15 protein-coding genes are annotated in these 24545 nt (G+C 52.1%); 9 read left to right on the top strand and 6 right to left on the bottom strand.

All coding sequences use genetic code 11. The features are described 5' to 3' along the window. Positions 1-2: 2 nt before the first annotated feature. The gene (locus H3M12_RS02225; protein WP_129032628.1) at positions 3-2345 is read right to left on the bottom strand and encodes a cation-translocating P-type ATPase; all 2343 of its coding nucleotides are present in this window, start codon (positions 2343-2345) and stop codon (positions 3-5) included. A gap of 177 nt (positions 2346-2522) precedes the next feature. Between H3M12_RS02225 and H3M12_RS02230 the strand changes: the two genes are divergently transcribed. Continuing rightward, positions 2523-2681, top strand: a complete 159-nt coding sequence (locus tag H3M12_RS02230; RefSeq protein WP_170954978.1) for a hypothetical protein — start codon at positions 2523-2525, stop codon at positions 2679-2681. Between the two features lie 121 nt (positions 2682-2802). After that, complete coding sequence (locus H3M12_RS02235) at positions 2803-3651, top strand: aldo/keto reductase (protein WP_129032627.1); 849 nt, start codon at positions 2803-2805, stop codon at positions 3649-3651. 102 nt (positions 3652-3753) lie between these two features. Here H3M12_RS02235 and H3M12_RS02240 read toward each other — a convergent pair whose 3' ends face one another. The 3 genes from H3M12_RS02240 to asp4 all read right to left on the bottom strand — a co-directional run bounded on the left by H3M12_RS02240 (position 3754) and on the right by asp4 (position 5945). Further along, a complete protein-coding gene (locus H3M12_RS02240; protein ID WP_129032626.1) occupies positions 3754-4182 on the bottom strand; it encodes an Hsp20/alpha crystallin family protein in 429 nt (142 codons plus the stop codon). A gap of 407 nt (positions 4183-4589) precedes the next feature. After that, positions 4590-5648 carry a sugar transferase gene (locus tag H3M12_RS02245; RefSeq protein WP_129032625.1) on the bottom strand — a complete coding sequence of 353 codons (1059 nt, stop codon included), beginning with the start codon at positions 5646-5648 and terminating at the stop codon, positions 4590-4592. Positions 5649-5753: 105 nt separating this feature from the next. Next, positions 5754-5945, bottom strand: a complete 192-nt coding sequence (asp4, locus tag H3M12_RS02250) for an accessory Sec system protein Asp4 (RefSeq protein ID WP_233449210.1) — start codon at positions 5943-5945, stop codon at positions 5754-5756. 73 nt (positions 5946-6018) lie between these two features. Between asp4 and secA2 the strand changes: the two genes are divergently transcribed. The 7 genes from secA2 to H3M12_RS02285 are packed head-to-tail and all read left to right on the top strand — an operon-like array spanning position 6019 to position 15810. Next, entirely contained in the window at positions 6019-8388 is a 2370-nt protein-coding gene (gene secA2, locus H3M12_RS02255; protein ID WP_182150870.1) for an accessory Sec system translocase SecA2, read from the top strand. A gap of 15 nt (positions 8389-8403) precedes the next feature. Continuing rightward, complete coding sequence (locus H3M12_RS02260) at positions 8404-9639, top strand: preprotein translocase subunit SecY (RefSeq protein WP_129032623.1); 1236 nt, start codon at positions 8404-8406, stop codon at positions 9637-9639. A 12-nt stretch (positions 9640-9651) separates the two neighbouring features. After that, positions 9652-11235 carry an accessory Sec system protein Asp1 gene (gene asp1, locus H3M12_RS02265; protein ID WP_182150871.1) on the top strand — a complete coding sequence of 528 codons (1584 nt, stop codon included), beginning with the start codon at positions 9652-9654 and terminating at the stop codon, positions 11233-11235. Further along, on the top strand, positions 11174-12754 hold the full coding sequence (asp2, locus tag H3M12_RS02270) for an accessory Sec system protein Asp2 (protein ID WP_182150872.1): 1581 nt from the start codon (positions 11174-11176) through the stop codon (positions 12752-12754). Before asp1 ends, asp2 begins: the two co-directional genes overlap by 62 nt. Beyond that, positions 12751-13509, top strand: a complete 759-nt coding sequence (gene asp3, locus H3M12_RS02275) for an accessory Sec system protein Asp3 (RefSeq protein WP_129032620.1) — start codon at positions 12751-12753, stop codon at positions 13507-13509. The genes asp2 and asp3 overlap by 4 nt, the downstream gene beginning before the upstream one ends. Beyond that, a complete protein-coding gene (locus H3M12_RS02280) occupies positions 13506-14954 on the top strand; it encodes a glycosyltransferase (RefSeq protein ID WP_182150873.1) in 1449 nt (482 codons plus the stop codon). Before asp3 ends, H3M12_RS02280 begins: the two co-directional genes overlap by 4 nt. Further along, the gene (locus tag H3M12_RS02285) at positions 14944-15810 is read left to right on the top strand and encodes a hypothetical protein (protein WP_129032618.1); all 867 of its coding nucleotides are present in this window, start codon (positions 14944-14946) and stop codon (positions 15808-15810) included. Before H3M12_RS02280 ends, H3M12_RS02285 begins: the two co-directional genes overlap by 11 nt. A 154-nt stretch (positions 15811-15964) precedes the next feature. On the opposite strand, the gene H3M12_RS02290 is transcribed toward H3M12_RS02285, so the two are convergent. Continuing rightward, positions 15965-16309 carry a DUF5776 domain-containing protein gene (locus H3M12_RS02290; RefSeq protein WP_129032617.1) on the bottom strand — a complete coding sequence of 115 codons (345 nt, stop codon included), beginning with the start codon at positions 16307-16309 and terminating at the stop codon, positions 15965-15967. Next, positions 16293-24509 carry a KxYKxGKxW signal peptide domain-containing protein gene (locus H3M12_RS02295; RefSeq protein ID WP_182150874.1) on the bottom strand — a complete coding sequence of 2739 codons (8217 nt, stop codon included), beginning with the start codon at positions 24507-24509 and terminating at the stop codon, positions 16293-16295. Before H3M12_RS02295 ends, H3M12_RS02290 begins: the two co-directional genes overlap by 17 nt. Positions 24510-24545 lie beyond the last annotated feature (36 nt).

The raw sequence follows: 24545 nt of genomic DNA on the forward strand, positions 1-24545 counted from the left end.
ACCTAACGCCAGTTGATACGACTTAGAATCCGTTTACCCAGGACGGCTTGAACCAGTAGGAACACGGGTTGAACGCTGACGACCAACGGGAGGTAAATCAGGGCCAGTTCCCAATTGAACAGATCGACCAATGAGAATAATTTGCCCAAGAACAGAAAAATGAAAGCAAATAACGTGGCCATGACCAGAATCAGTACGACTTTGAGACGGTTGAGTGGTCGAGCCACCATCAGTAAGGCGTTCAGACTGACTAGTCCCGTCATCAGGACACTCAAAGTCGAAGTGGTCGCAAAGTCGAGGTGAAATTGCGTCCCTAAAACCATGATGACCACGATGTAGCCCACGACGCAGGTCGCAGCCGGTGCGGCAATCTCCATGACTTGTTTCATGAACCGGTCGGCAATCCGCGCATAGTTGGGTTGCAGGGCCAAAAAGAAGGTCGGAATCCCCACCATCAGCGATGAAATCGGGGTCAACTGAATCGGTTCGAAGGGGTAGCTGCGCGTCATAAAAATGAAGATCACGGTCAGCACCACCGAATACATGGTCTTGATCAGAAATAGCGACGCCACTCGCTCGATGTTATTGATGACTCGCCGACCTTCATTCAAAACGTTGATCATCGCATCGAAGTTCGAGTTGACCAGTACGAAGTCGGCCAGACTCTTGGTGGCCTCACTTCCAGAAGCCATGGCGATACTGCAATCGGCTTGACGTAGGGCCAACAGGTCGTTGACCCCGTCACCGGTCATGGCCACCGTGTGCCCGGCGGCTTGATAAGCTTTGATCAGTCCTTCTTTTTGCTGGGGGGTAACTCGGCCGAACACGTTATAGTCAGCCACTAGCTGGGCGTAATCCGGTTGTTCGCCCACCTGGCTCATATCGACCAGTTGCTGGGCGCCCTTGATGCCTGCACGTTCAGCGATGCTGGCCACGGTCACGGGATTGTCGCCCGAGATGACCTTCAAGGCCACGTCCTGGGTGGCAAAGAAGTCAAAGGTGTCCGCCGCGTGCGGGCGCAGTTCATCGGTAATCAACAACAACGCTAAGGCGGTGGGGCTTGTCGGGTGCGGCGTGGTCAATTGGTCCACTTGGGCCAGGACTAAGACCCGGTAACCCTGTTGCGCCGCCGTTTGGATTTGACTTTGTACGGCCACCGGGACCGTTTCAAAAATGAACTCCGGAGCGCCCATGACGTAGGCCCGTCCAGTAGCCAGCCGAGCGCCACTCCACTTACGCCCCGACGAAAATGGCAGGACGTCACTGGCCGTCACGTCCGGGTTGCCCAGGGCCTCTTGAATCGCCTGCGCCGTCTCGTTATCGTCACCGGTCGCCGCCACGATTTGAGCCAACAGGGCCTGTGCCGTCACCATGGACGTTGTGCCCAGCGGCACCACCCGGTCGAGCTTTAATTTGCCACTCGTGATTGTCCCCGTCTTATCCAAGCACAAAACGTCGGCACGGGCCAACGCTTCGATAGCTGGCAGTTCTCGGACTAAGACGTTACGCCGACCCAGGGTCAAGGCCCCTACCGCCAGTGCCACCGACGTCAACAGGACCAGCCCCTGGGGAATCATGCCACCAACGGCCGCAACCGTCCCCAAGATAGCCCGGTTGATTGCTTCGCCCTTGATGAGCGAAGCGCTAAACAAAATGATGCCCAACGGAATGATGGTAATGGTCAGCACTTTAATAATACGATTAATGTTATTCAGCAACAGGCTGGCCGTCCGGGGTTGTTGCTGGACGGAATGGGTCATTTGCTTGACGAAACTAGCCTGGCCAACCTTGGTGGCCTGGACCACAGCCCGGCCGCCCAACAGGACGCTCCCTGAAGCCATGGTGTCACCGGTTTGCTTCACGATGGGCGTTGACTCCCCCGTGATTTGGGATTCGTCGACTTCCAGCCCCGTGGTTTCACGAATCACCCCATCAACGGGGAGTTGGTCGCCCCGCCCCAGTTCCAGTAGGTCATCTTGGACGATCTCTTCCTGGCGGCGTGGTGTGGTTTTGCCGTCCCGGCGGACCCGAATGCGCCCTTCCGAAAGTAACGCTAGATGATCGATCTGGTGTTTGGAGCGAATTTCCTGAAAGATTCCAATCCCCGTATTCACCACAACGACTCCGATGAACAGTAAGTTTTTATAGCTACCGGTCAATAAAACTAAGCCGGCCAGCACGAGATTAATTAAATTGAATAAGGTTAATAGGTTGTCTTGAAAGATTTGCCGCACACTACGCGTTAGTGGCGGCACCGGGTCATTTTTTAGGCCTTGTTGGACTCGGGTGGTCACCTCAGCGGCCGTTAATCCCCGTGTTAGCGATGTCGATTGTTCTTGCGTCATGGCCCGACCTCCTTAAATTGGTACCGCTTTTACCCTTATTGTACAAGATTATCGCAACCCTCACCCGTCATCCGTTCAACTTTTCTGACATCTTAATGGAATCGCTAGCTGTTAACAGTCAGCCAGCAGAGTGGTTAAATGAGAAGTGAGTTATCTAATTATAAGGGGGAATTTTTCATGGGACATAAATCAACATCACTGCTCCTGTTCATCTTGTACTTGGTCTTGTTAGGGGTCATGTTCGCCAAACAAAGTATGGTCGCCATGTGGTTAATGACTGCTGGAATGCTGATCGAATCCAGCGTCAACCTGTACGACCAATTTCGGCGGCACTGAATCTAGTAAGCGTTGTCATTTCTAGCCTTATCCCCTAAGATAGGTCTAGGGGCTCGCTGCTTCGTTCGGCCCGAGCCAGACTAATCATGACGGGATTTTCCGCCAAGGAGGAAACGTATCCATGACATTATCTAGCATCACCGCAACGCACACGCTCGCCGACGGCAATACCTTACCCATACTGGGTTTTGGCACCTACCTCATCAAGGACCAAGCCGCAATGGACACCACCATCCAAGCAGCCTTTGACGCCGGCTACCGCCTCTTCGATACGGCCATGCTGTACCGTAACGAAGACCTACTGGGCACCACCCTCAAGCAACTAGCCTTACCGCGAACAGACCTTCAGCTCACCAGTAAGGTCGCCGAGGTCGTGCAGGGTTACGACCAGACGTTAAAAGCCGTCGAGGGGTCGCTAAAACGCCTGCAGACCGACTACCTTGACCTGCTGTTGATTCACTGGCCGGTCCGGGTGCACTTCTTTGAGACCTGGCGGGCACTCGAAAAGTTGAAGGCTGACGGGAAGGTTCGCTCGATTGGGGTTTCCAACTACACTGTCGCCCACCTCGAACTCCTGGCAACGCAGGCCCACGAGATGCCGGTGGTCAATCAAGTCGAGTACCATCCTTATCTCAACCAGCAGGCTTTGCTCGATTACGATACCGACCACCATATTCTGACCGAAGCCTGGAGTCCGTTGGGGCATCATACCGTACTGGCCAATCCGATGCTTCAGAAAATTGGGGCCCACCACCAGAAGTCCCCGGCCCAGGTGACGTTACGCTGGGAACTGCAACACGGGTTACTTCCAATCCCGAAATCGCAACACCCCGCCCGTATCGCCGAAAACGCAGCGGTCTTCGATTTCGAGTTGACCGCCGATGAGATGTCGATGATCGACCTACTCAACCAGAACCAGCGGACCGGCAACGAACCTGAAATCGTCTACGAGACCGGTAAACAATATTAAAGTCCGAAAAATTTCCACCATTGTAAAAAAAGAGTGTGGCGTCCCGACCCTGCACGGGCTAAGACGTCACACTCTTTTTAATCAGCTTTTAGGTCAGTCAGCTTAGTCGATGCTGATCTTATGGCTGTCATTCTTTTCGGTTTCCTTTGGTAAGGTCAACGTCAAGATACCATCATCATACTTGGCAGCGACTTGCTTTAAGTCAACGTTTGGCAGGTAGAAAGCACGCGAAACGTTTTGCTGGGAGCGTTCTTGCCGTAAGATGCGGCCATCGTTGTCCTTCGTATCGGCGTTAACTTCGGACTTACCCGTGATCCGCAACGTATCGTCACGGTAATCGACGTGGATATCCTCTTTCTTGAAGCCTGGCAATTCTGCCGTGACCACGTAATTCTTATCGTGTTCCACAACGTCGGTCTTCATTGGGGTCGATTCACCACTGAATAAGTCACGGCCCAAGTTACCCACTTCGTTAAAGAAATTCATTGGATTGAATAAGTCATCGTTCCGGTTCATCATTTCATTGGTCATTATCAATAACCCCTTTCAATTAGCTTTGTTTCTCTTTACATTTTCTATAATAGTCAGTATTGGTCAGAAATGCAAATAATTAGCACTTGATTTTTAGAGTGCTAATTATTTCATTCAATCCCTTGATACTACTACGTTTTATAGAAAACAGTATAAGCGGTTAGCGCCGATGTCGTCAATTAATTTGCTTTTAAACGTCAAATTAAATCAAACAATTCTTAGTTGTCTAAATGGCTTCGCCTTGCGACGTTGCTTCGGTCACTTCCCCAACTGCCGTTTTCCTTACCGGTGGTACCAAAAAGGAGATTGGACATCCGCCCAATCTCCTTTTTATCAATGCAGCAGTCATGCCGGTTCTTTCATTGTAAGTATTTCAGACTATAATAAATGTAGCAGGGCAACCCATTCTATTGCAGGTCAGTTGGGATTTGAAAGTCCGGTGCAATCAACTTCATTTCAGCCGCCTGGAGCCCTTGGCGCGTGAACCACCCGTCCCGAATCAGCTGACCAAATGCGTTGACCCGCTCCAACATCTGGGCTAAATTATCATCAGATATACTATTTATAGCATTATCTATCTGGTCCAAACTATCAATAGCTAATCCCAGCCCGTTTTGCACGATAATATCAGCCACGGCGGCTTGCCGCCAAATGATGACTGGTAAACCGTGGGCCAGATACATCGCGACCTTATGCGGGTGATTGTAACGGGTGTAATCATTATATTTATAAGTCTCGGTGTCACTGTCCCAGGCTAAACCAAAGGTACGTGGCAGTTCCTGGGCCAAATCCCAGCGCCAGCGTTGCCCCCGAAAGTCGATCTTCGGATTGGCGGCTAACTGTTGGTCCAACTGGTCATCACTGACGCCAAAGACCGTGATGGGTGTCTGTTGTGCCCATTGTGCCACATAGCGGGACTTCAACAGATTCCCAGCCAAGACCACGCCGCGCTTAAAGGTCTCCGGGGTGGACACGTATCGGTCGTCATCGTGGCTGTCGTCCAGATAATCCAGCAGATACTGCATGACCATCGGGGTGGTGACACCCAGTTCCTTCAACCGGTCCGCCATGCGCCGGTTGTGGACGATCAACACGTCACAACGGTTGAAGTACCCCAGTTCGTCGATCCACGTAGGTTTCTGTTGGTCTCTGAGTGTGGCCACGTCGTGAATCAAACAGACGAATTTAATCCCCCGTCGGTGCATCTGGTCCACAAAAAAGTTATCAAACCGACCACTATTCAAGGAAGGGTATTGGTACACCAGCATGTCTCCGCGGGCCACAGCAGCCGTGATACCATCGATTCTCGAGGTCACCGCCTCGTCAGATTCGCCACTATCATTGTAGCGAAAGATGTTGGCGATGTGATACCCCATTTGCGCCGCAATCTTCGCGATATCTTCTTTGGCCTGCCGAGTCGCGTCAAAAGTTCGGCCCTGAACAATATCCGTTATCCATTTATTCATTTTACAAACGCCCCAATTCAACCCAGTCTTTTGACAGTTTATTCGTTCTCTTCTCGATGGTTCACAGGGTCCCCCATAAGTCGCACCTTGAAACCATTCGCCCTCTTAAAATAGACTTACCAACGGGTACAGGATCCCCGCCAAAACAATAATGGCAATTGCGACCGAAATCGTTATGTTGAGTGCTTTGCCACCGGTTTCATTTTCCCGGGCTGGTACCTTCACATAACGCTTCTCCTGCTTCATTCGAGAAGAAATATCGTGTGTTAACATATCTTTTTTTGAACTACTCATCATGCTATAATTATAACCACCTTAACGTGTGGAAAGCAATGAATCGGGTCAACTTTGATGGAAAGAAATGGTCAATATGGCACTCAAATCAGAACACACGCCCCAACGCTATTTTCGCCAAATGAAAGCGGTCACCGCCCTAGCACCTAAATACCGTGCGATGAGTGATGACCAGCTCAAAGCTCAGACGGCACATTTTCGCCAGCAGCTAGCGGCGGGCCAATCGTTAAATACACTTAAAATCCCTGCCTTCGCCGTCGCGAGAGAAGCCGACCGTCGTGTCCTAGGCCTTTTCCCGTTCGACGTGCAGGTCATCGGGGCATTGGTCATGCAGGACGGCAACGTCGCCGAAATGAAGACCGGGGAAGGCAAGACACTGACCGCCACTTTACCCATGTACTTAAACGGTCTGACCGGGAGTGGCAACTTTCTGGTCACGGCCAACGAATACTTAGCTTACCGGGACGCCAAAAAGATGGGCAAGGTCTACCGTTGGTTGGGACTCACCGCCGTGGCGGGAGTGCCACCAACTGGCGGCGACCCCCACGACCGGGATCTCCAGCGCATCTACAAAGCCGACATCGTTTACACCACCAACTCCACCCTGGGGTTCGATTATCTGATGGACAATCTGGCCGGCACCACGCAGGACCGCTTCTTACAGGGGTTCCATTTTGCGTTGCTGGATGAGATTGACGCGGTGTTGTTGGATTCGGCACAAATGCCATTGATCATCTCAGGGGCACCACGGGTACGCTCAAACCTCTTTGGCATCGCCGATCAGGTCATTCGCTTACTCAAACTAGACGTGGATTTTGAACGCAGTAGCGACCATAAGAAGGTCTGGTTCACCCCAGCGGGAATCACCCACATGTCGGAATATCTGGGGCTCACGGGGCTCTTGACCGAAAAACACCGGACCTTGTACCGGCACCTCGTCCTTGCCTTAAAGGCCCACCAGACGCTAACGCGCGACCGCGATTACGTGGTCGATGACGACGGCATCTCACTTTTGGACCTGTCGAATGGCCGAAAACTAGCCGGTATGAAACTGGAAGCTGGCCTCCACCAGGCCTTGGAAGCCAAGGAACAAGTCCCGGTTTCCACACAGACCCGGACCATGGCGTCCATCACCTTTCAAAACCTCTTTCGGATGTTCAGCCATCTCAGTGGCATGACCGGCACCGCGATGACCGACGCCGCGGAACTCCAAGAGACGTACCGCCTTTCGGTCATCCCCGTACCGACCAATAAACCCTCGCAACGCATCGACCGGCCCGACCAGCTCTTCATGACCACCGATACTAAGCTCGAACATGCCGTGGCCCTAGTCAAGCAGGCCCACGACAAGGGTCGCCCGGTCTTGATTGAAACCGGTTCCGTCTCGTTGTCGAATCTTTTCTCCCGGATTCTACTTCGCGACGAGATTCCCCATAACCTCTTAAACGCGCGCAGTGCCGCTAAGGAAGCCCTCATCGTCAAGGAGGCCGGCCAACTCGGTGCCGTCACGGTCGCCACTTCTATGGCCGGCCGGGGGACCGATATTTCCCTGGGCCCTGGCGTCAAAGAACTCGGGGGCCTCCTGGTCGTGGGGACCGAGCGAATGAACAGTGCCCGGGTCGATAACCAATTGCGTGGCCGGTCTGGCCGCCAAGGTGCTCCGGGCGAAACCATTTTCTTGGTCTCCATTGAAGATTCGATCTTGCTGGAGCACGGTCCTAAGTGGCTGCGGAAATACCGTCGTCAGTTGGCTAAAAATGAAGCACCGGCCCACCCGTCTTGGATAACTCGGCACCGCTTCAAGCACCTGATTACCCAGGCACAACACAATGCCGAACGGGAAGACCGCCAGTCCCGAAACCAGACCTTACAATACGCCGAGATCATGCGGGTCCAACGTGATACCATCTATGCCACCCGGCAGACCATCATGACGCAACCCGATTTGACGCCCTTGTTAACCAGCGTCTTTAAGATAGCCACTAACGCCTTCTTGCGCGACCACCCCGAACCGACTCGCAACGTCTTGGCTGATTACGTGCTCAATACCATCGATAACCAACTGGTAATCGCCGACGTCATTGACCAGCAGTGGACTCCCCAATCACAGCAAACCGCTAAATTTTTACGACGGTTAATGGTTGACCAATTGCAGAAAAAATTTAAGAATATTAATGAGGACCAACAAGTCTACTTTGAACGCATGTGCCTGTTGAAATCGCTGGACAACGCCTGGATTGACCAAGTCGATATGTTGCAACAGTTGCGCCAGATTGCGACCAACCGAAGTACTGCCCAACATGACCCGCTTTTGGAATACTTAAAAGACGGACGGCGATCCTTCGCCAATATGAAGCGAGCCTTCGCTCACCAGGCGGTCCAGAACCTTCTTTTATCGGAATTTAACTTCAAAGCGGACGGGACGATTGACGTAACCTATCCTTAGAAAGGTGATCTTGCTGTGCATCGCTATCGTGAATTTTTAACCAGCCTGGGCTGGACTGTCCTGATTTTGGCGGTCTTTGTCACCGGCCAAACCATCCCGTTGCCCAACCTCGATGTGAGCACGGCGCAGGACGCTATCAGTCACGTCACCTTTTTACGCTTATTCGCTAACGTGACCGGGAGTGATTTTTCCAACCAGACCCTGTTCTCCGTCGGCATGGGCCCGTTCATGAGTGCCATGATCATCTGGCAAGCAGTTCAGGCCGTGGGAGACGAGGCCATTAGCCACCTGAGCCCGCACCAGGTCAGTCTGGGCAAATACGGCATCACGTTGGTCTTGGCCATCGCCCAATCCTTTCAGGTAGTTTACCTGGTGCGCGGGTCACTGGACACGTTCTACTTTCCAGGCACCCAAATTAACATTGTCTTTATCAGCACCATTATCATTCTGGTCGCCGGCGCGATGTTCGTCGCTTGGCTGGCCAACCTAAACGCCGCCATCGGGATTGGAAGCAGTGTGGCGTTGATCATCCCTGGTATCGTGCGGGGCATCCCCGGGAACCTGATCAACGGGTTCGGCGACACAGAAGACGTGCCCCTCAAGATTACGGCTACGACCCTGACTGCCGCAATCATTATCGGGGCGATTTTCCTGGTCCTGAGTGTCATCACCAACGCCGCTGAATTGCGCCTCCCCATCGAACGACCGATGTTGGACCAAGAACACTCGGATTCTTACCTGCCAATCAAGGTTCTGACTTCAGCCGGGATGCCATTCATGTTCTCCAGTTCGCTGTTCATGTTGCCGCGCTACTTCGTCAACCAAACGGTCGGACCAACCACGCCACTGCAACACGCCATCGTGACCTGGTTCTCCTACCGCACGCCCCAGGGCATCCTGGTCTATGCGCTGGTGTTGATTTTATTGAACTACGCCTTTGGCTACATCAACTTACAGCCTTCCCGCCAGGCTAAGACCTTACGGGAAAGTGACGACTACTTGATCGGGGTTCCGGCCGGTGACGCGACCGAAGCGGTCATCATGCACCACTTTAACTTGCTAACGTTTATCTCGAACTTTCTGATTTTGCTAGTGGGCGTCGGCCCGTTAATCGTTGGGTTGTGGTACCCGGCTGCCGTCAACTACTCATTGTACTTGGGGTCCGTTTTGATTCTTGCCGGCATGGTCGGTGGCGTGGCCGACCAGATCAAGGGCTTGATCAATAAGAACCGTTACCAGATTTTTGACTAAGGAGCTGACAAGATGACTGTGATTATTCCCGCGTGGTCCCGCGATGCGACGGCGCTCAACGACACGCCCGTCGTCAAGCTGGCCCAACTATTCATGGATAACCAGGTGGCTACCCAGCTCTTATTGCTCCAGCCGTTGCCGTGGCTCCGGTATCAATTACAAGCTAACCACCTGACGCAACTGCCTTGGTGGAACGTCTTCGATGCCTTACAGGGCGTTACTCGGGCCACCGGGTTACCCTTAGGGCTGGAAGACTTGGATTTACCAGCAGATACCCAATTTGCCTACCTCGCCCACACCGTTTTGCTGTACCGTCACGACCGCATTTACGGTGAAGTCCATTTCCATCCAGCTGGCTTCGTGAGCGAAGTTGATTTGACCACCACGACTGGTCAACAAATCGTCAAGGTCTACGATGACCGGGGATTCTGTTCGACCCAAACCACTTACGATGCTCACCATCACCGGTTAGAAAAACTCTGGTTCTCCCCGACCCGGCAACCCAAGATGCGTCAAGTAAACGACACTACAATTCAGGTGTTAGGACCTGATGGGCAGCCAACACGAACTGTGGCTTCACTCGAAACCTTGATTACGACCACGGTCCAGCAACACTTGGCCCAGCGTCACGACCTCTTGATTGCGGACGCTAACCCGGCCACCGCTACCATTCTGACGCAGTTGGCTCACCAGCACCGGGTAGCCTATCTGTTATCGACACAACGGGCCCCGACGTTGCCGGATGACCTGTTGCGAGCCGTGGAACGCGTCATCGTCCCAACCAAGCAGATGGTGACCAAGTTTTCGTTGGTCAATGCCGACGTAGGGACGCCCATCGACGTCATCTCACCCTACGCGACAACACTTTCGCTGGGACACAGTACCGAACTGCCGGCAACCACACTCGTCTGGACCGTCAATCATTTGACCACCACCGCCCAACAGACCGTGGCTAGTCAATTGGTCGCCTGGCTGACCCAAGCTGAGACAAATCAGTTGGCCATCATCACCACTTCGCAGCGTAGCCAACACGCCTTGGAACAAGACTTGCGCGCGCGGCTATTGGCCCACGCCCAAGTAGACCTGGAATCCCCGCAAGCTCAGATTATCGACTTGCTGTGGACCCAGATTCAACGCGGGCAAGGCGTTCGCCTCACGGATTGCCCCCAAGCCATTCAAGACGTGTTGACCCAACGCCAGCGGGTGACACTACAAGTCCATCTGACCGACAATGCCCGCGAACAGTTGCTGGGACAAGCGCGACTATTGATTGACCTCGGGCCCATGCCGGATCTGCAACTACAGATTGCCGCCATCAGTGCGGGCATCCCGCAAATCAACGCCACAGCCACCGGGTATGTCACCGACCACCAAAATGGTCTAATCATCCAGCACCCCCGCGACCTGACACAGTCCCTCGACTTTTACTTAAAGACGCTGGTTAATTGGAACCAGAGCCTGGTCAGCAGTATCACTGCCTTGGAAAATTTAGCAGAACCTAAACTTTTAGCTTATTGGAGAGAAGTGATCGATTATGGCGAACACACAGATGCCAGTCGTCCAACTGGGCGGCCAGCCGGTCATCCAGCCCGCTAAGCTCACAGCAGATTTCAAGTGGGTCTATTATCCGGACCGCGCCCAACACCCCCAGGAGCCCCAGTCCGTCCTCACGCTGGCCGGCCAACTCACGCCCCAGTGGCGTAACGCCCTGTTTCTCTTACCAAGTGGCGATGCCACTTGGTTGAACGACGCGGTGTTGCGAGTGTTGCCCGCCAACCACATCCTGTACGACCAGCGTGTCACGCCGCGCCAGGACGTCCAGCAACTATTGAAATTAAAGGGGGCCTTTGCCGTCGACATGACGGACCCGCAGCGCTTAACGGACACCATCAACCGCGACTGGTTCCCCGGTCAGGATGCCTTTAAATTAGACCACAGCCAATTACGTGTCCTGCCTAGTTTTGAGGGAGGAATCACCCGCTATGGCCGTTACCGGCTGACACTCACCGGCAACTTTGGGGCGACGCTACAATCGGTCGCTATCTGGGAGGCCCAGGGGTATGCGCCCCGGTTTCGTGACCTGCTCTTTCAGCCGGAGTGCCAGGTAGGCCCCAACGTGACGGTCCGTTACCAACTCACCTTGATCAATCAAACCACGGATCAGCCAATCCACACGGTCACGTTCGACCCGACGCGCCATCCCACGGGCAAGACTTTACACCTCGGCAGTACCGATTATTACTACACTCTGAGCCTTTTAGCCCGGGGCCAAGGAACCGTGGATATCGGTTTAGTCCACATCTCCCGTTCCCGCGAAACTTACGGCCGCCTCTTTCCCGGTGGGCAGTTCATCCATATTCCGCAAACGTTCAACGAGAACTTCTACGCCTACTTCGATGCCGGTGACCTTAAGCCACCGTTGAACGTGTATTTCAGTGGGTTCAACTTGAGCGACCACTTTGAAGGGAACTTTATGATGGAACGCTTGGGTGCCCCCTTCTTATTGATCAGTGACCCCCGGCTCAACGGGGGCGGCTTTTATTTGGGCAGTCCGGCGTACGAAACGGCCTTCTTAAAAGTCATCCAAGACACCTTGGACCGCTTGGGATTTGCTCCCGACGACTTGATTCTATCGGGCATCTCCGAGGGCACCGTCGCGGCGTTCTACTACGGTGCCAAGTTAAAGCCTCGCGCCATCATCGCCGGTAAACCCTTGTTGAACCTGGGGACCACGGCCACCAATGGGCGAATCAAACGGACCCAGGATTTCCAACCCTCGTTTGATTTATTGTTAGACCACACCGGCGACGTGACGGCAAAGACCGCCCAGGACCTCAACGACCGCATCTGGGCCCAGGTCAAACAGGGCGACTTCAGCCACACCACCTTTGCCGTGGCCCACATGCAACAGGACGACTTCGATAACACCACGTTTCCGGAGCTGTTCGACTGGATTACGACGGCCTTTCCCCACGTGCAATTCCTGCATAAAGGCATCTTAGGCCGCCACAACGACGATACGCCCGCCGTCAACGCCTGGTTCATCAAGCAGTACCGGATGATCCTCGCCACCGCGTTCGACCGGACGATCGCCTCTAAGGAGGTGTCCCCATGAGTTTGGCGTACTTATTATTGTGGCCCGCCCACTTACGTAGCACCTACGAATACGGGTGTCAGGTCAGCGTGTCTCCCGAACACGTCGTCAGTTACCGTGCACCGCTGATGCCGCCGGGCGAAGTCATTCATGACTGGCGATCGCAACGCAATGCCGGTCAAGAACACCTGAGTTGTGAGCTACCTATTCTGACCCCTGGAAGGGCCTATACTTTAGACGGCAACATCACCGTGATTGCCGGGGGTGTTTACTTGCGTCTGCGGTTCTTCGATGCTACGAACGCCGAGTTGGATCCCATCATTCTCGATGGCACCAGTGGTCGCTTCACCTTTCCATCGACGGCGGTCAATTACCGCATTGAACTAGTGAATACCCACCACCAACAGGTCATGTTTCGCTACCTCCTGTTAGCCGAGCAGACCACCGCTACCACCCATACGTTTACCGTCGACCAGGTGCTGGGAACCGTCCAGATTACCACTAAGGCCGCTCAAACCAGTCACGTTGATCTCGTGGTCCGGCAAAATGCCACTAAACCGCTCTGGATTGCGCCCAATGCAAACAATCTGGTCGGATTCGTGACCCCGCAGCAATTACGGGACCCCAATTGGGTCCACCAGCTCAATCAAAAACGAGATGCCTTTCTCGCCGCGCAGCCCCACACGTCGCCACAAGCTAGCGGCCTCGATGCGTGGCAGGCCTTGGAACGACATTGGCAGCCACAATCAGTTCAGAACCAGGAGGATCAGCTATGATATTTTTTGTAAACGGAACCATCGGGATGGGCAACTCCGGGGTGGAACATGCCGAATTCTACCGCGGAAAGGTCTTGGACCAGGCCCAGCTCCCATACCGCTACTTATTCTACCGATTGAACCGGGACTTACAGGCCCCGATGCGTCGCTGGGGGCTAGCGAACGAGCAGGTCATCAACATGTGGGAATACTTTGCTCTGGGCGAAGACTACCTCAAACATGGCGCCCAGAAGTTTTACAAGCACAGCACCCAACTGGTCATCGACTCCACCAACACTCACCGCAAACGAGATACTTACACGGAAAGTGGTCTGCACGTGGTCGACCACATGATCAAGCACCCCGATAAACATAAAAAATCTAAAATTTTATTGGTCGGGTCCAACCACGTGGAGATTTTCAACCGCAACACCGGCCAACGCATGGCTAATTTCCAGTTCTACGACGACCAGCACCGCAAGGTCATCATCCGTAATATTCACCTCTACCATCAGGCCGGGGGTGAGCACCTCTTCTTCGGCAACGGCATGCAACTGATTCGCTACTTCTTCGAACGGCTCAACTTGGCCTATAACGAAAAAAACATCTTCATGATCGACCGTGGCATCGACCCAGAAGTCGCCCTGTTCCCGATGCACTCCGATAAAGTCAAAATTATCGACGTGATTCACGCCGACCAGTTGAATAACCGTAAGGACCCGCGTTACCCCTTATTCAACAACTATAACGAATACTTATTGACCCACCTCGACGGGGTCGACAACGTGGTCACGGCCACCGAGCAACAGCGTCAAGATATGTTGATCGACTTTCCGGGCCACGATAAACAATTCGTCACGATTCCCGTTGGCGGCGTCCGTGACGATCCCCAGTTCGACACCACCAAACAACCCCATGACCCGCTTCGCTTTATCACAGCGTCACGGTTAGCGATTGAAAAACATGTCGCCTTCATCGTCAAGGCGTTGGTTAAGCTCCACGATGATGACGGGGTAAACTTAGTTTTTGACATTTACGGAGCTGGTGAAGAACAGAAACGCATCAAACAGGCAATTGAGGACGGTCACGCCAGCGATTACATCACCCTCAAGGGCCAATCCGCCGACCTTGACACCCAGTACCCCAAATACGATGCCTACTTATCCGGATCTTACTCGGAAGGCTTTGGTCTGACTTACATCGAAGCATTAAACGCTGGTTTGCCCATCGTGACTTTCAACGCCCGCTTCGGCGCACAGGAATTGGTCACCGAGGGTAAAAATGGTTTCTTGGCAGACTTTAACCGGACTGATGCCGACTATAGCGTCAATCAGCTCTATTTGGCCCTTAAGCGTCTCTTAGCAGCCGACTACCAGCAGTTACGGGTAAACACCCTCGCATCCATCCAACGCTACCAGGACCACGTTATCGCCGCAGATTGGAGGAAGTTAATCGATGCACTATGAACTAGTTAACGGTGTTTTCACCACCACTGACGTTTGGCACCAGGAAAAGAAGGTCTTACAGGCTAACAACCTGCATTTGCTTTCCATTGGGTCGGCCCCGAATTTTGCCGGAACCATGAAACAGGAAGGGATTAAGCACAGTTTGAATCTCTACGATGCCATCACCAAACGGACCACTTACAATACTGATGACTACCTTTTTTTCAACCGAGCACCGGTGCCGACGGAGACGAACATCTTAATGAACGCGGACGGCTACTGTGCCCTCGAATACGATGGCGCCCCGATTGGTCAGCTTAAGCTCTACCCTAATACCAATCGGGCCGTAAAGGAGATCGATTACTTCAATCCCGATGGTAGTAACGATATCGTGGAAGAGTATGCTACGGACGGCCGGCAATACACCCTGTTGTTTTACAACGAAGGCGACCCCCAAGAGTTTCAATTTTTGAACCTGGCCGGTCAACCCGTCATTCGCTACTATTATTACGATAAGGTCTTAAACTACATCACGATTGAAGACCCGACCACCCAAAAGGTCCTGGAACACTATGACAATCTCAACCAATTCATCTGCCAGCAGGTGGCTAAGTTGGTGACGGTCCAAGACCAGGTGACGGTCTGCTACCTGGGCGTCGAAATGATGGCTTTGCGCTATACCAAATCCCATAACATCTTGCACCTGTCCGAAGACCCCTTCGACCAGCAAAACGAAGTCCGCGGGAACCTCTTAGGAATTTTGAACGACGATATCCAATACATCCAAGAAGTCCAGATGACCCAGAGCGCCTACAATGCATTAGCTTTGCGTAACATTAACCTCGAGAAGGCCACTGTGATTCCGGACGAAGACTAAATCTAACCTTTAACGCAACTTCAAGCGGACCTGACACGCGCTGTCAGGCCCGTTTTTGACGTTATCAGTAATTTCCCCATGGACACTAAAAGCGGTCGCTAACCACCCTTAATTGGGCGGCTAACGACCGCTTTTAGTTGATTACAATGACTGTCTAATGTTTGTAAACGTACAGGGAATTGGCGGTAATATACCCACCGGCAACCCGGTAACGTAGCGTCCCGTTATCGGAGTAGTCCCAACCTAAGATCTTGATCTTCGTCTTAGCAGTGTAGTGATGTCCTGCCTTGGTCTGAAGGTTGTAATCTTTGTAGAGGTTGACACCGGTCTTGACCGTGACGTACTTCGCGTGGGTAAAGGCTCCGGTCCGAACTAATTGCTTGTTGGCCGTGATGTACGTGCCATCACTCAAGACGAACCGTGTCGTCGCGTGGTAGTGAACCACCCGTTTGATGGTGAGCTTCTGTCCTTGACGGTAGTGCTTAACTTCTCCTGTCAAGTTGACTGACTTGTAAGAGTTGACCCCCCTTTGGATTGATAATCGTAACCGTCTTGGTCTTAGAGGTCTGCTTCTTCAAAACGTACTTCGTCTTACCCTTCGCCGTCTTAGTCGCGACCTTCTTGGTCTTGGCCTTAGTCATAGACTGGTAATACGTTTCCTTGACGTACGCTTTGCGGGCCGTGATGTAACAAATCAAACCGTAAGTCTTGGACTTGTGGTTAACATCGCGTACCTTATAACGCAGGCGACCGCCCTTTGAACGAGCAATCCCGATAATCACGAACTCTGGCCGACGGTTTCTCGGCATCTTCTTGTACCAAACAATTCGGTTCTTCTTAGAGAACGTCGGTTTTTTGTACAAGCCGATCTTCTTAACCGCCATAACAGCGCGGCCAATCATAGAAGCTTTGGCGACCGTATCGGCACTGCTACCAGTCATTAAGGTACCTTCGTCATCGTCGGTTGCCGTATCAGCAGCCGTACCAGTCGAGATGGTGTTACCGCCCGGTGTAGTTCCGGTACCACCGGTATTACCAGTGTCAGCAGTACCACCACCATGAGGAGTTGCCATACTCTGACTGGCGTCGCTCATTGAAGCGTCACTTTGACTCGCGTTACTCATCGAGGCATCACTCATCGAGGCATCGCTCATTGAAGCGTCGCTTTGACTGGCTTCACTCATGGAAGCATCGCTCATCGACGCGTCGCTTTGACTGGCTTCACTCATGGAGGCGTCGCTCATTGAAGCGTCGCTTTGACTAGCGTTACTCATCGAGGCATCGCTCATGGAGGCGTCGCTTTGACTCGCATCACTCATTGAAGCGTCGCTCATCGAGGCATCGCTCATTGATGCTTCACTTTGACTCGCATCACTCATCGAGGCATCGCTCATTGAAGCGTCGCTTTGACTGGCTTCACTCATCGAGGTATCGCTCATTGAAGCGTCGCTTTGACTTGCGTCACTCATCGAGGCATTGCTCATCGACGCGTCGCTTTGACTGGCTTCACTCATCGAGGCATCGCTCATTGATGCTTCACTTTGACTGGCTTCACTCATGGATCTGTCGCTCATTGATGCTTCACTTTGACTGGCTTCACTCATTGAAGCATCGCTCATCGAGGCGTCACTTTGACTAGCGTCACTCATCGAGGCATTGCTCATCGACGCGTCGCTTTGACTGGCTTCACTCATCGAGGCGTCGCTCATTGATGCTTCACTTTGACTCGCATCACTCATCGAGGCATCGCTCATCGAAGCATCACTTTGACTGGCTTCACTCATCGAGGTATCGCTCATTGAAGCGTCGCTTTGACTCGCTTCACTCATTGAAGCATCGCTCATCGAAGCGTCACTCTGACTAGCTTCACTCATCGAGGCGTCGCTCATCGAGGCGTCGCTCGCCGATGCCGAAGCCGATTCACTGGCGGATTCATGAGCTGACGCTTCACTGGTCAACCGATCGCTCAAGCTAACCATGGATGCACTTGCGCTGGCACTAGCATCACTCAAACTTGCCTCACTAACTGAAGCAACTGATGCGGAGACTGAACCGGAATCTGATCGGTCGCTTTGACTGGCTTCGGATTCACTGACGGAAGTTAAGCTATCCGCCATCGAAGCCGACGTATCACTCAAGCTATTCAAGGACTTCGACAATTCGGAGATGGAGTTTTCACTCAGGCTAGCCGCACTGGTCGACGTCGTCGACAGCTCACTACTCAAGCTGGTTGACGCATCGCTCAAACTTGCGGCGGAAGTACTCAACTCACTATCATGACTACTATCATCGTCGGCACTCAAGCTGGCACTGATTGAGTTGAACTCGGATTGGGCACTATCCGCACTCTGACTGCTTTCACTCAAACTATCTTCCACACTGGTCAACGTTGATTGATCCATTGAAATGGATGCTAACGATTTACTCGTAATGGCGGATTGACTAGCCGAGGCACTTGCCGAAGCTGTGGATTCCGACTCTGCCGCACTCGTCGTCGAAGCCACACTGGCTTCAGCCGACGTCGTGGCTGATTCCCGCGCTGACCCTTCACTAGCCAACGTCTGGCTGGCTTCGGACCATTGCGATTGAGCACTGGCTTCACTGGTCGATTGATTACTCAAACTCGTCAATGACTCGGAAACATCATCATCACTGACCTCAGCGGAATCCATACTAGTCAACGACTTGGAAATTTCCGCACTTTGACTGGCTTCGGAAGCCGAAACTTCACTGACACTGGCGTTCGAGATGGAACCTAACGACGTCGAAGCTGCCGACTCAACACTATCAGCTTGGCTGACTTGTTGACTAACGCTGGCTTCACTCGCCGATAACTCGGACGCCGTCGAGGCGTCACTCATAGACTGAGCACTCAAACTATTTTCACTCGCCGAGACACTGGCGGAAGCGACACTCAACGAGTTATCCTCACTGACACTCGTGGATTCACTGGCCGATTGACTAGCCGAAACACTCGCAGAATTTTCAGCTGAAGTTACGGCGGAATCACGTGCCGACTCACTCGCCGACTCATGCGCACTGGCTTCACTCTGTGATGCATCACTCAGAGACTTTTCCGCCAAGCTCATGCTCTGCGAGGCGGCACTCATGCTGGCTTCAGCTTCGGAAACGACCGACATTGATTGTTCACCCGAGACCGACCGGCTGGCCAAACTCGTTTCAGATTCTTTGACACTGGTAATGCCGCTATTAGTTGATGCAACGACGTCCTCTAAGCTGGCTAAGGATTCTGAGAACTCACTGGTTGACTGCGCACTCAGACTAGCTTCAGATTGCGAGGCCGTACTCAAACTATCCTGGGCACTGGTGACTGAAGCTTGCGAAACGCTCATATTGGAGAGAACTGTAGACAAACTTTGTTCTGCTGATTGCAGGCTCTGGTCATCCAAGTTGGAACCGGCCACACTCAATGATGCGATGGCCGAGGCGTTGGCACTTTCACTCGCTGAATTTGTCAGGGCACTATCCAATTCAGATTGGGCAGTCGATTCTTGAACCGATTGTAGGCTCAAACTATGTTCGGACGATGACCGCTGACTGGCTTGTGACAAGCTGGCACTGGCCAAACTCTTGGTTTGGTCTGCCGATTCACTGGCCGAGACCACTGATTGTGATTGCACCGCACTCAACGATCCCGCAATGGACGTTGAGGTCACGCTAGCTTGCGAAGCGGTTGAAGCTTCCTGGTCACTAGCTTCCGACCATTGTGATTGGGCGGATTGGTCCGAAACGGATTGATTACTTAAACTGGTCAAGGAATCTTGAATATCCGGATCCGTCGAGTTGATTAAACTCAAACTGACCAACGACTGTGAAATTTCGCTATTTTGACTGGTTTCAGAAGCCGAATAGTTGCTGACACTAGTGGCCGATAAGCTGGCTAATGAAGCCGACCCCAGTGATAATTGACTCAAATCAGATCCGGATTGTGACGTCAAACTCCCCTCATCCGCAGACAAGACGGACGCTTCACTCGCGATGGATTGCGACCACTGGCTCAAACTCATGTCAGAAACCGACAGACTAGCCGATGCTTCACTCAATGATACTGTCTCCGAAATACTCTTTTCCGCTTGCGACATCACGGATAACTCACTGACTTTCGCCGAGGCCCATTCGCTGGCCTGACTTTCCGCGGCCGATGTTTGTGAGGCTAAACTCTTGCCGGACAACGACCGTTCACTCAGACTGGCCAATGAAGTTGAGATGATAGACTGTTCACTATCCTGGGCCTGTGAAGCTCGGGACGCTGACAACTCAGATTGTTCGCTGAGTTGGGACATCGAAGCTTCACTCATGCTGACCTGCGATGCACTCCTATCCGTGCTCTGACTTGTCTGGCTCATAGAAGTCAGACTGCTACTTTGTTCAGCGGAAACGACCGCCGATAATTCTTGCGAAAGCGAGACGGACGTTTCACTCAACAGCGACGTGTCACTGGCACTAATCATCGAATCGACACTCACGGAGTCGTTACTCAGACTGGCCACCGAAGTCGACGCATTTGATTGCTGACTGGCTTCAGAAGTTGAAGCGTCACTCAAACTCGCTTCGGACACACTCATCGAAGCCGAGTCCCGCGCATTCGACGTGGACCAAGCACTCTGTTGTGACTCAAATTGCGATTCGGACACCGAAACAACACTAGCCATCGACTCACTGACACTAGCTTGTGATCGACTAGCATCACTGACGGAAGCCTCGGATTGTGAGGCCTCTGAAGCCGATTGCTGACTGGCTTTAGATTGCGACTGTTGTGCCCGTGATTCACTGGCGCTTTGGGTGGAGGTGATAGATTCCGAGTTTAAACTCATGTCGGAAACCGACCGGTCACTCAAACTCGCGTCACTCACTGAGGCCTCGGAGTTATCACTTTGATCAGACGTGGACCGCTGACTCAGGCTAGCTTCTGAAGCTGACGCTGAATCTTCTGCGTTATTGACAGAAGCCGTACTCTTCGACGTCTGTTGCGAAACACTGGCCTCAGCTGAAGTCGAAGCCGAATTTTGGGCTTCAGATGTTGAGGTTGAGGCTTCGGCAGACATCACGATTAAGTTAACCAGTTGTGAGACAGTTTGATTACTGATTGGATCCGTCAAACTCAAGGTGACCCCATAGGTGCCATCCGTATCCCAGTCAACCGCAGTGTCATCCGCCGTGACTAACGTGGATGACACTTGGTCACCATTAGCACCCGTAGCGTTATAAACGTAGTCCGGGGCCGTTGGCTTTGCCGTACCAATCACGTAGGTCACATCATGCCCGTTAATCTTTGGCAAAAGACTTTCATCTGTGGTCTGAACGACCGTCAGGTTTCCTTTCATTGCCATCAAATTCGTGATAGTTGGCAATTCATGGGTGTCGAAGAAGTCACTGCCTTCATCCGCTTGCAATTGGGCGATTAAGGCCTCGGCACCGGCTTGGGTCAAATGATACGTATAAGTTCCAACTTTGATATCGTCATTATCAACGGCTAACCAACCTTTATCCAGCGCGATTTGCTGACCGGAGTCATCATCATTCCAAGCTGGCGTAAAGTCTGAGTCATTCAATAACGTGCTGGCCAATTGACCATCATAGGTTCCCGTTTGGTCATTCAAACTCGCGTAGTTATAGGCCGCCGTTCGATTATAAATAAAAGCAATAGCAGAAGTGTCATCGGCGCTTTCAATGACGACCGGGTTATCCGAAGCCACACTCCACCCAGCATCGGGCGTTGGTGCCGTGACCGTGATGGACTTCCCTCGCAGGGTATGCAACGCTTCTTGAGCATCAAACATCGACGTTTGCTCGAAGGCAGCTGCATCATCGGTATTGGCTGCACTAGTCGTGACGTTGACCGTGACTAAGTTAACGTTATAGCCATCGGTAAAGGCTCGCCCTGGATGAGCTTCAGTATCAGTCCCATCGGATAATGGCATCCCTGATCTGCCGGACAATACCCCGGAACCATCAGATTGGTAATTAAGGCCTTTATAGCTCCCAGCTTCTTCCACAGCTGGAATGTCCCCATTAATAGAGTTTTCATAATTTTGTTCGGCTAACGCAGCGCCGGCCTTAAAGGCGTCAGTGGCATTTTTCAATTCTGTCTTGTAACTATTGATAAACGCTTTTTGGCCAATCGCCGTTAACGCGTTGACATTATCATCGGAGAAGGCCCGTGATAAAAGCGTGGAATCAACACTTTTATCAAGGTTCATGAAGTCGGGCAATTGAACGGACGGCGACCCAGCCATTGAGATTTGACCAATTTGACTATAAGTTAACGGATTCGTCTCCGTTGTCAAGTCCCCACGTAGCTCAGTATGAACCAGATCATCAGCGATACTCATCGCCCGATAGGCCGCATCCAATTCGTTCAGTCCGTTACGCACCAGCGAGTAACTCCGGTTATTGTACGACTGAATAGTAGCCGTGGAAGTCCCTTGATACGAGCCGGCATAAGTATACGCATGGGCTTCGTCTTGCGTAGCGAATTCTTGGCTATTTTTATAATTATACCCGGATGGATTGTTTAAATAGTCATCCGTTGCCGCCTTGACCGTATTGTATTGATTATCGTAAAGGGCTTGAATGATGGCTAACGCTCCGGCGCCATCCCGCGTATAAGTTACGTTGGCTGTAGCAACATAGGTATGCCCGGCGTCGTTCGTCAACTGATCAATTTCATCAGCGGTAATGATACCAATATCTTCCAATTCATTGAGGATGTCAGCTAGCCCGGGCCGGTTCTCCGTCAAGGCATCATGACTCGCTAAGGTCATGACGCTACCCAGGATTTTCTTTCCCCAAGCATAGGCAGCGGCTTGGACCGTTAGGCTAAGCTGACTGCCACTCCCGTCTGCAATCTTTGCAGGATCATCAATCCCAAAGCCCTCCACATCCGCATAGGTTGAGTTAGGGTCTAAAAAACCTTCACCGTTACTATTATCGTAACCGTAAATAAACCCCTGCATCAATTCGCCAATGGACGTATTCATCCCGATTGACCAGTCGTTCATGATGGCATTTACGGCAGAATCTTTGATACCGGTATAAATTTCGTTTAAAACGTTGGTCGTTAAAACCGAAGTCAATCCTAAACTGCTAACGACAGCCTGCAGATCACCGTTCAAGGCCACCGCGTCAGCCAGCGTTTCTGGGGCATAGTTGGTCGCACCATCCGCATTCGTCGAATCCAGAGTTCCCCCGATGGAACGGATATCCCCAATAGCCTCGTGGGTAATCCCATTAGTAATGGATGGCGCTAGAATCGCAACAAACCCATTAATATACTTTACCGTATTACTAATTTCAGTATCCGCAGTATTATTGGCATCAGACGTGTAACCTAATAGCTGAGAGGCATAATTTCCCTTTGAATTTTTAGCAATGGTTACCAGGCTACTAATTGCCGTTGACGTTGACCCACCAAACGACGCAGACGCCAAGTCATCACCGTCATAGGTTTGATTAATTAAATCGTTACCCGCATCGATATCCGTTGCCTTAGTCTCAATCCCCTTTAACCAAGCATTTAGGCCAGATGTGTAATCACGCAAACAATCTGCGTACCCTTGGTTATAATCTTTCGTATAGTACGTCGTTTTAAAAAGAAGGCCGGTAGTAAACGTATCTGCATCACTAGGCGCTTTATAATTATTATCAGACCAAATTGGCGGAGCATAATCCGTACTGGATTGCATAGAACTATCAGTATTATAGGCATCCAACCATGAGGAAATCGTTTGGATCGACTTCGTAATCGCTGACGAGTCAAGTACCCCCAGAATATTTAGTCCACCGCTCAGATTAAGACTCGAAATGATGGTATCAATTGCTGATTTAGCGTCTGCAGCCCCAAGGTTATAGGAAACATCGTCAGTATACACGCCTGGTGTCGACGCTGAATTCGTATCCAGTGCTAAAGCCAGCGGCATAATGGCCGTCGTCCCCAGCAGCGAATTTGCCGCTTGGGCCCCGTAAGCATCTTTGAGATTGGTCAGCTTGTCCATGAGTTCATCGACCAACAGACTGTTTTCCGTTGATGTCGAGGCGTCTACTGAAGCCGATGTCTCGCTGGTCTCACTGGTACTGTCAGTCGTTGATGCAGAATCACTTGCACTATCATTGGTTGACGTGGACTCACTGACACTGTCATCCGTCGAAGCGGAATTATCGGTATCACTAGTCGATAAGCTGTCCACCGGAGAATCTTCGGAAGCACTGGGTTGTCCCGTCGACGTTTCCGTGGTGGAAATAGAAGCGCTTTCATCTTGTTGCGACGTGCTCGTCGCGGTAGACTCCGACTCCGTTGTGGACGTGCTAGCTTCTGTCGTGGAAGTCGCATCACTGGTACTGGTCGAGGTTGAAGTGGACGTCGAGGTCGCATCCGACTTGCTCGACGATTCACTATCAGTTGTGGTCGACTCATCACTCGTGGAAGCGGCCACTTTCGATGGTGCCGCGCTGGTCGAAGTCGTGGTCTCACTCGTGCTTGCTTGTTGCGCGTCCGTTTGCGACGTCGCCGGAATCGTCCCCGACTTTTGCGTTGCCGCGACGTCAGCCGTATCGAGTTGCTTGGCCGCTCCCGTCTTAGTATCCGCTTTAGCGGGTGACGAGTTAATGGTCCCCAGACCAAGTAAACCACTTAAGGCTGAGATACCGGCAACTAGCCACTTCCTACCTGCCTTATACATTTTAAAGTGCGTTTTGCTGTTTGATCGAAACAGTTC

The sequence above is a fragment of the Levilactobacillus suantsaii genome (genome assembly GCF_014069315.1).
GTDB classification, from domain to species: domain Bacteria; phylum Bacillota; class Bacilli; order Lactobacillales; family Lactobacillaceae; genus Levilactobacillus; species Levilactobacillus suantsaii.

Coding starts and splice junctions, on each gene's coding strand:
- H3M12_RS02225 (WP_129032628.1), bottom strand. CDS start 2,345: ATGACGCAAGAACAATCGACATCGCTAACACGGGGATTAACGGCCGCT.
- H3M12_RS02230 (WP_170954978.1), top strand. CDS start 2,523: ATGGGACATAAATCAACATCACTGCTCCTGTTCATCTTGTACTTGGTC.
- H3M12_RS02235 (WP_129032627.1), top strand. CDS start 2,803: ATGACATTATCTAGCATCACCGCAACGCACACGCTCGCCGACGGCAAT.
- H3M12_RS02240 (WP_129032626.1), bottom strand. CDS start 4,182: ATGACCAATGAAATGATGAACCGGAACGATGACTTATTCAATCCAATG.
- H3M12_RS02245 (WP_129032625.1), bottom strand. CDS start 5,648: ATGAATAAATGGATAACGGATATTGTTCAGGGCCGAACTTTTGACGCG.
- asp4 (WP_233449210.1), bottom strand. CDS start 5,945: ATGATGAGTAGTTCAAAAAAAGATATGTTAACACACGATATTTCTTCT.
- secA2 (WP_182150870.1), top strand. CDS start 6,019: ATGGCACTCAAATCAGAACACACGCCCCAACGCTATTTTCGCCAAATG.
- asp1 (WP_182150871.1), top strand. CDS start 9,652: ATGACTGTGATTATTCCCGCGTGGTCCCGCGATGCGACGGCGCTCAAC.
- asp2 (WP_182150872.1), top strand. CDS start 11,174: ATGGCGAACACACAGATGCCAGTCGTCCAACTGGGCGGCCAGCCGGTC.
- asp3 (WP_129032620.1), top strand. CDS start 12,751: ATGAGTTTGGCGTACTTATTATTGTGGCCCGCCCACTTACGTAGCACC.
- H3M12_RS02280 (WP_182150873.1), top strand. CDS start 13,506: ATGATATTTTTTGTAAACGGAACCATCGGGATGGGCAACTCCGGGGTG.
- H3M12_RS02285 (WP_129032618.1), top strand. CDS start 14,944: ATGCACTATGAACTAGTTAACGGTGTTTTCACCACCACTGACGTTTGG.
- H3M12_RS02295 (WP_182150874.1), bottom strand. CDS start 24,509: ATGTATAAGGCAGGTAGGAAGTGGCTAGTTGCCGGTATCTCAGCCTTA.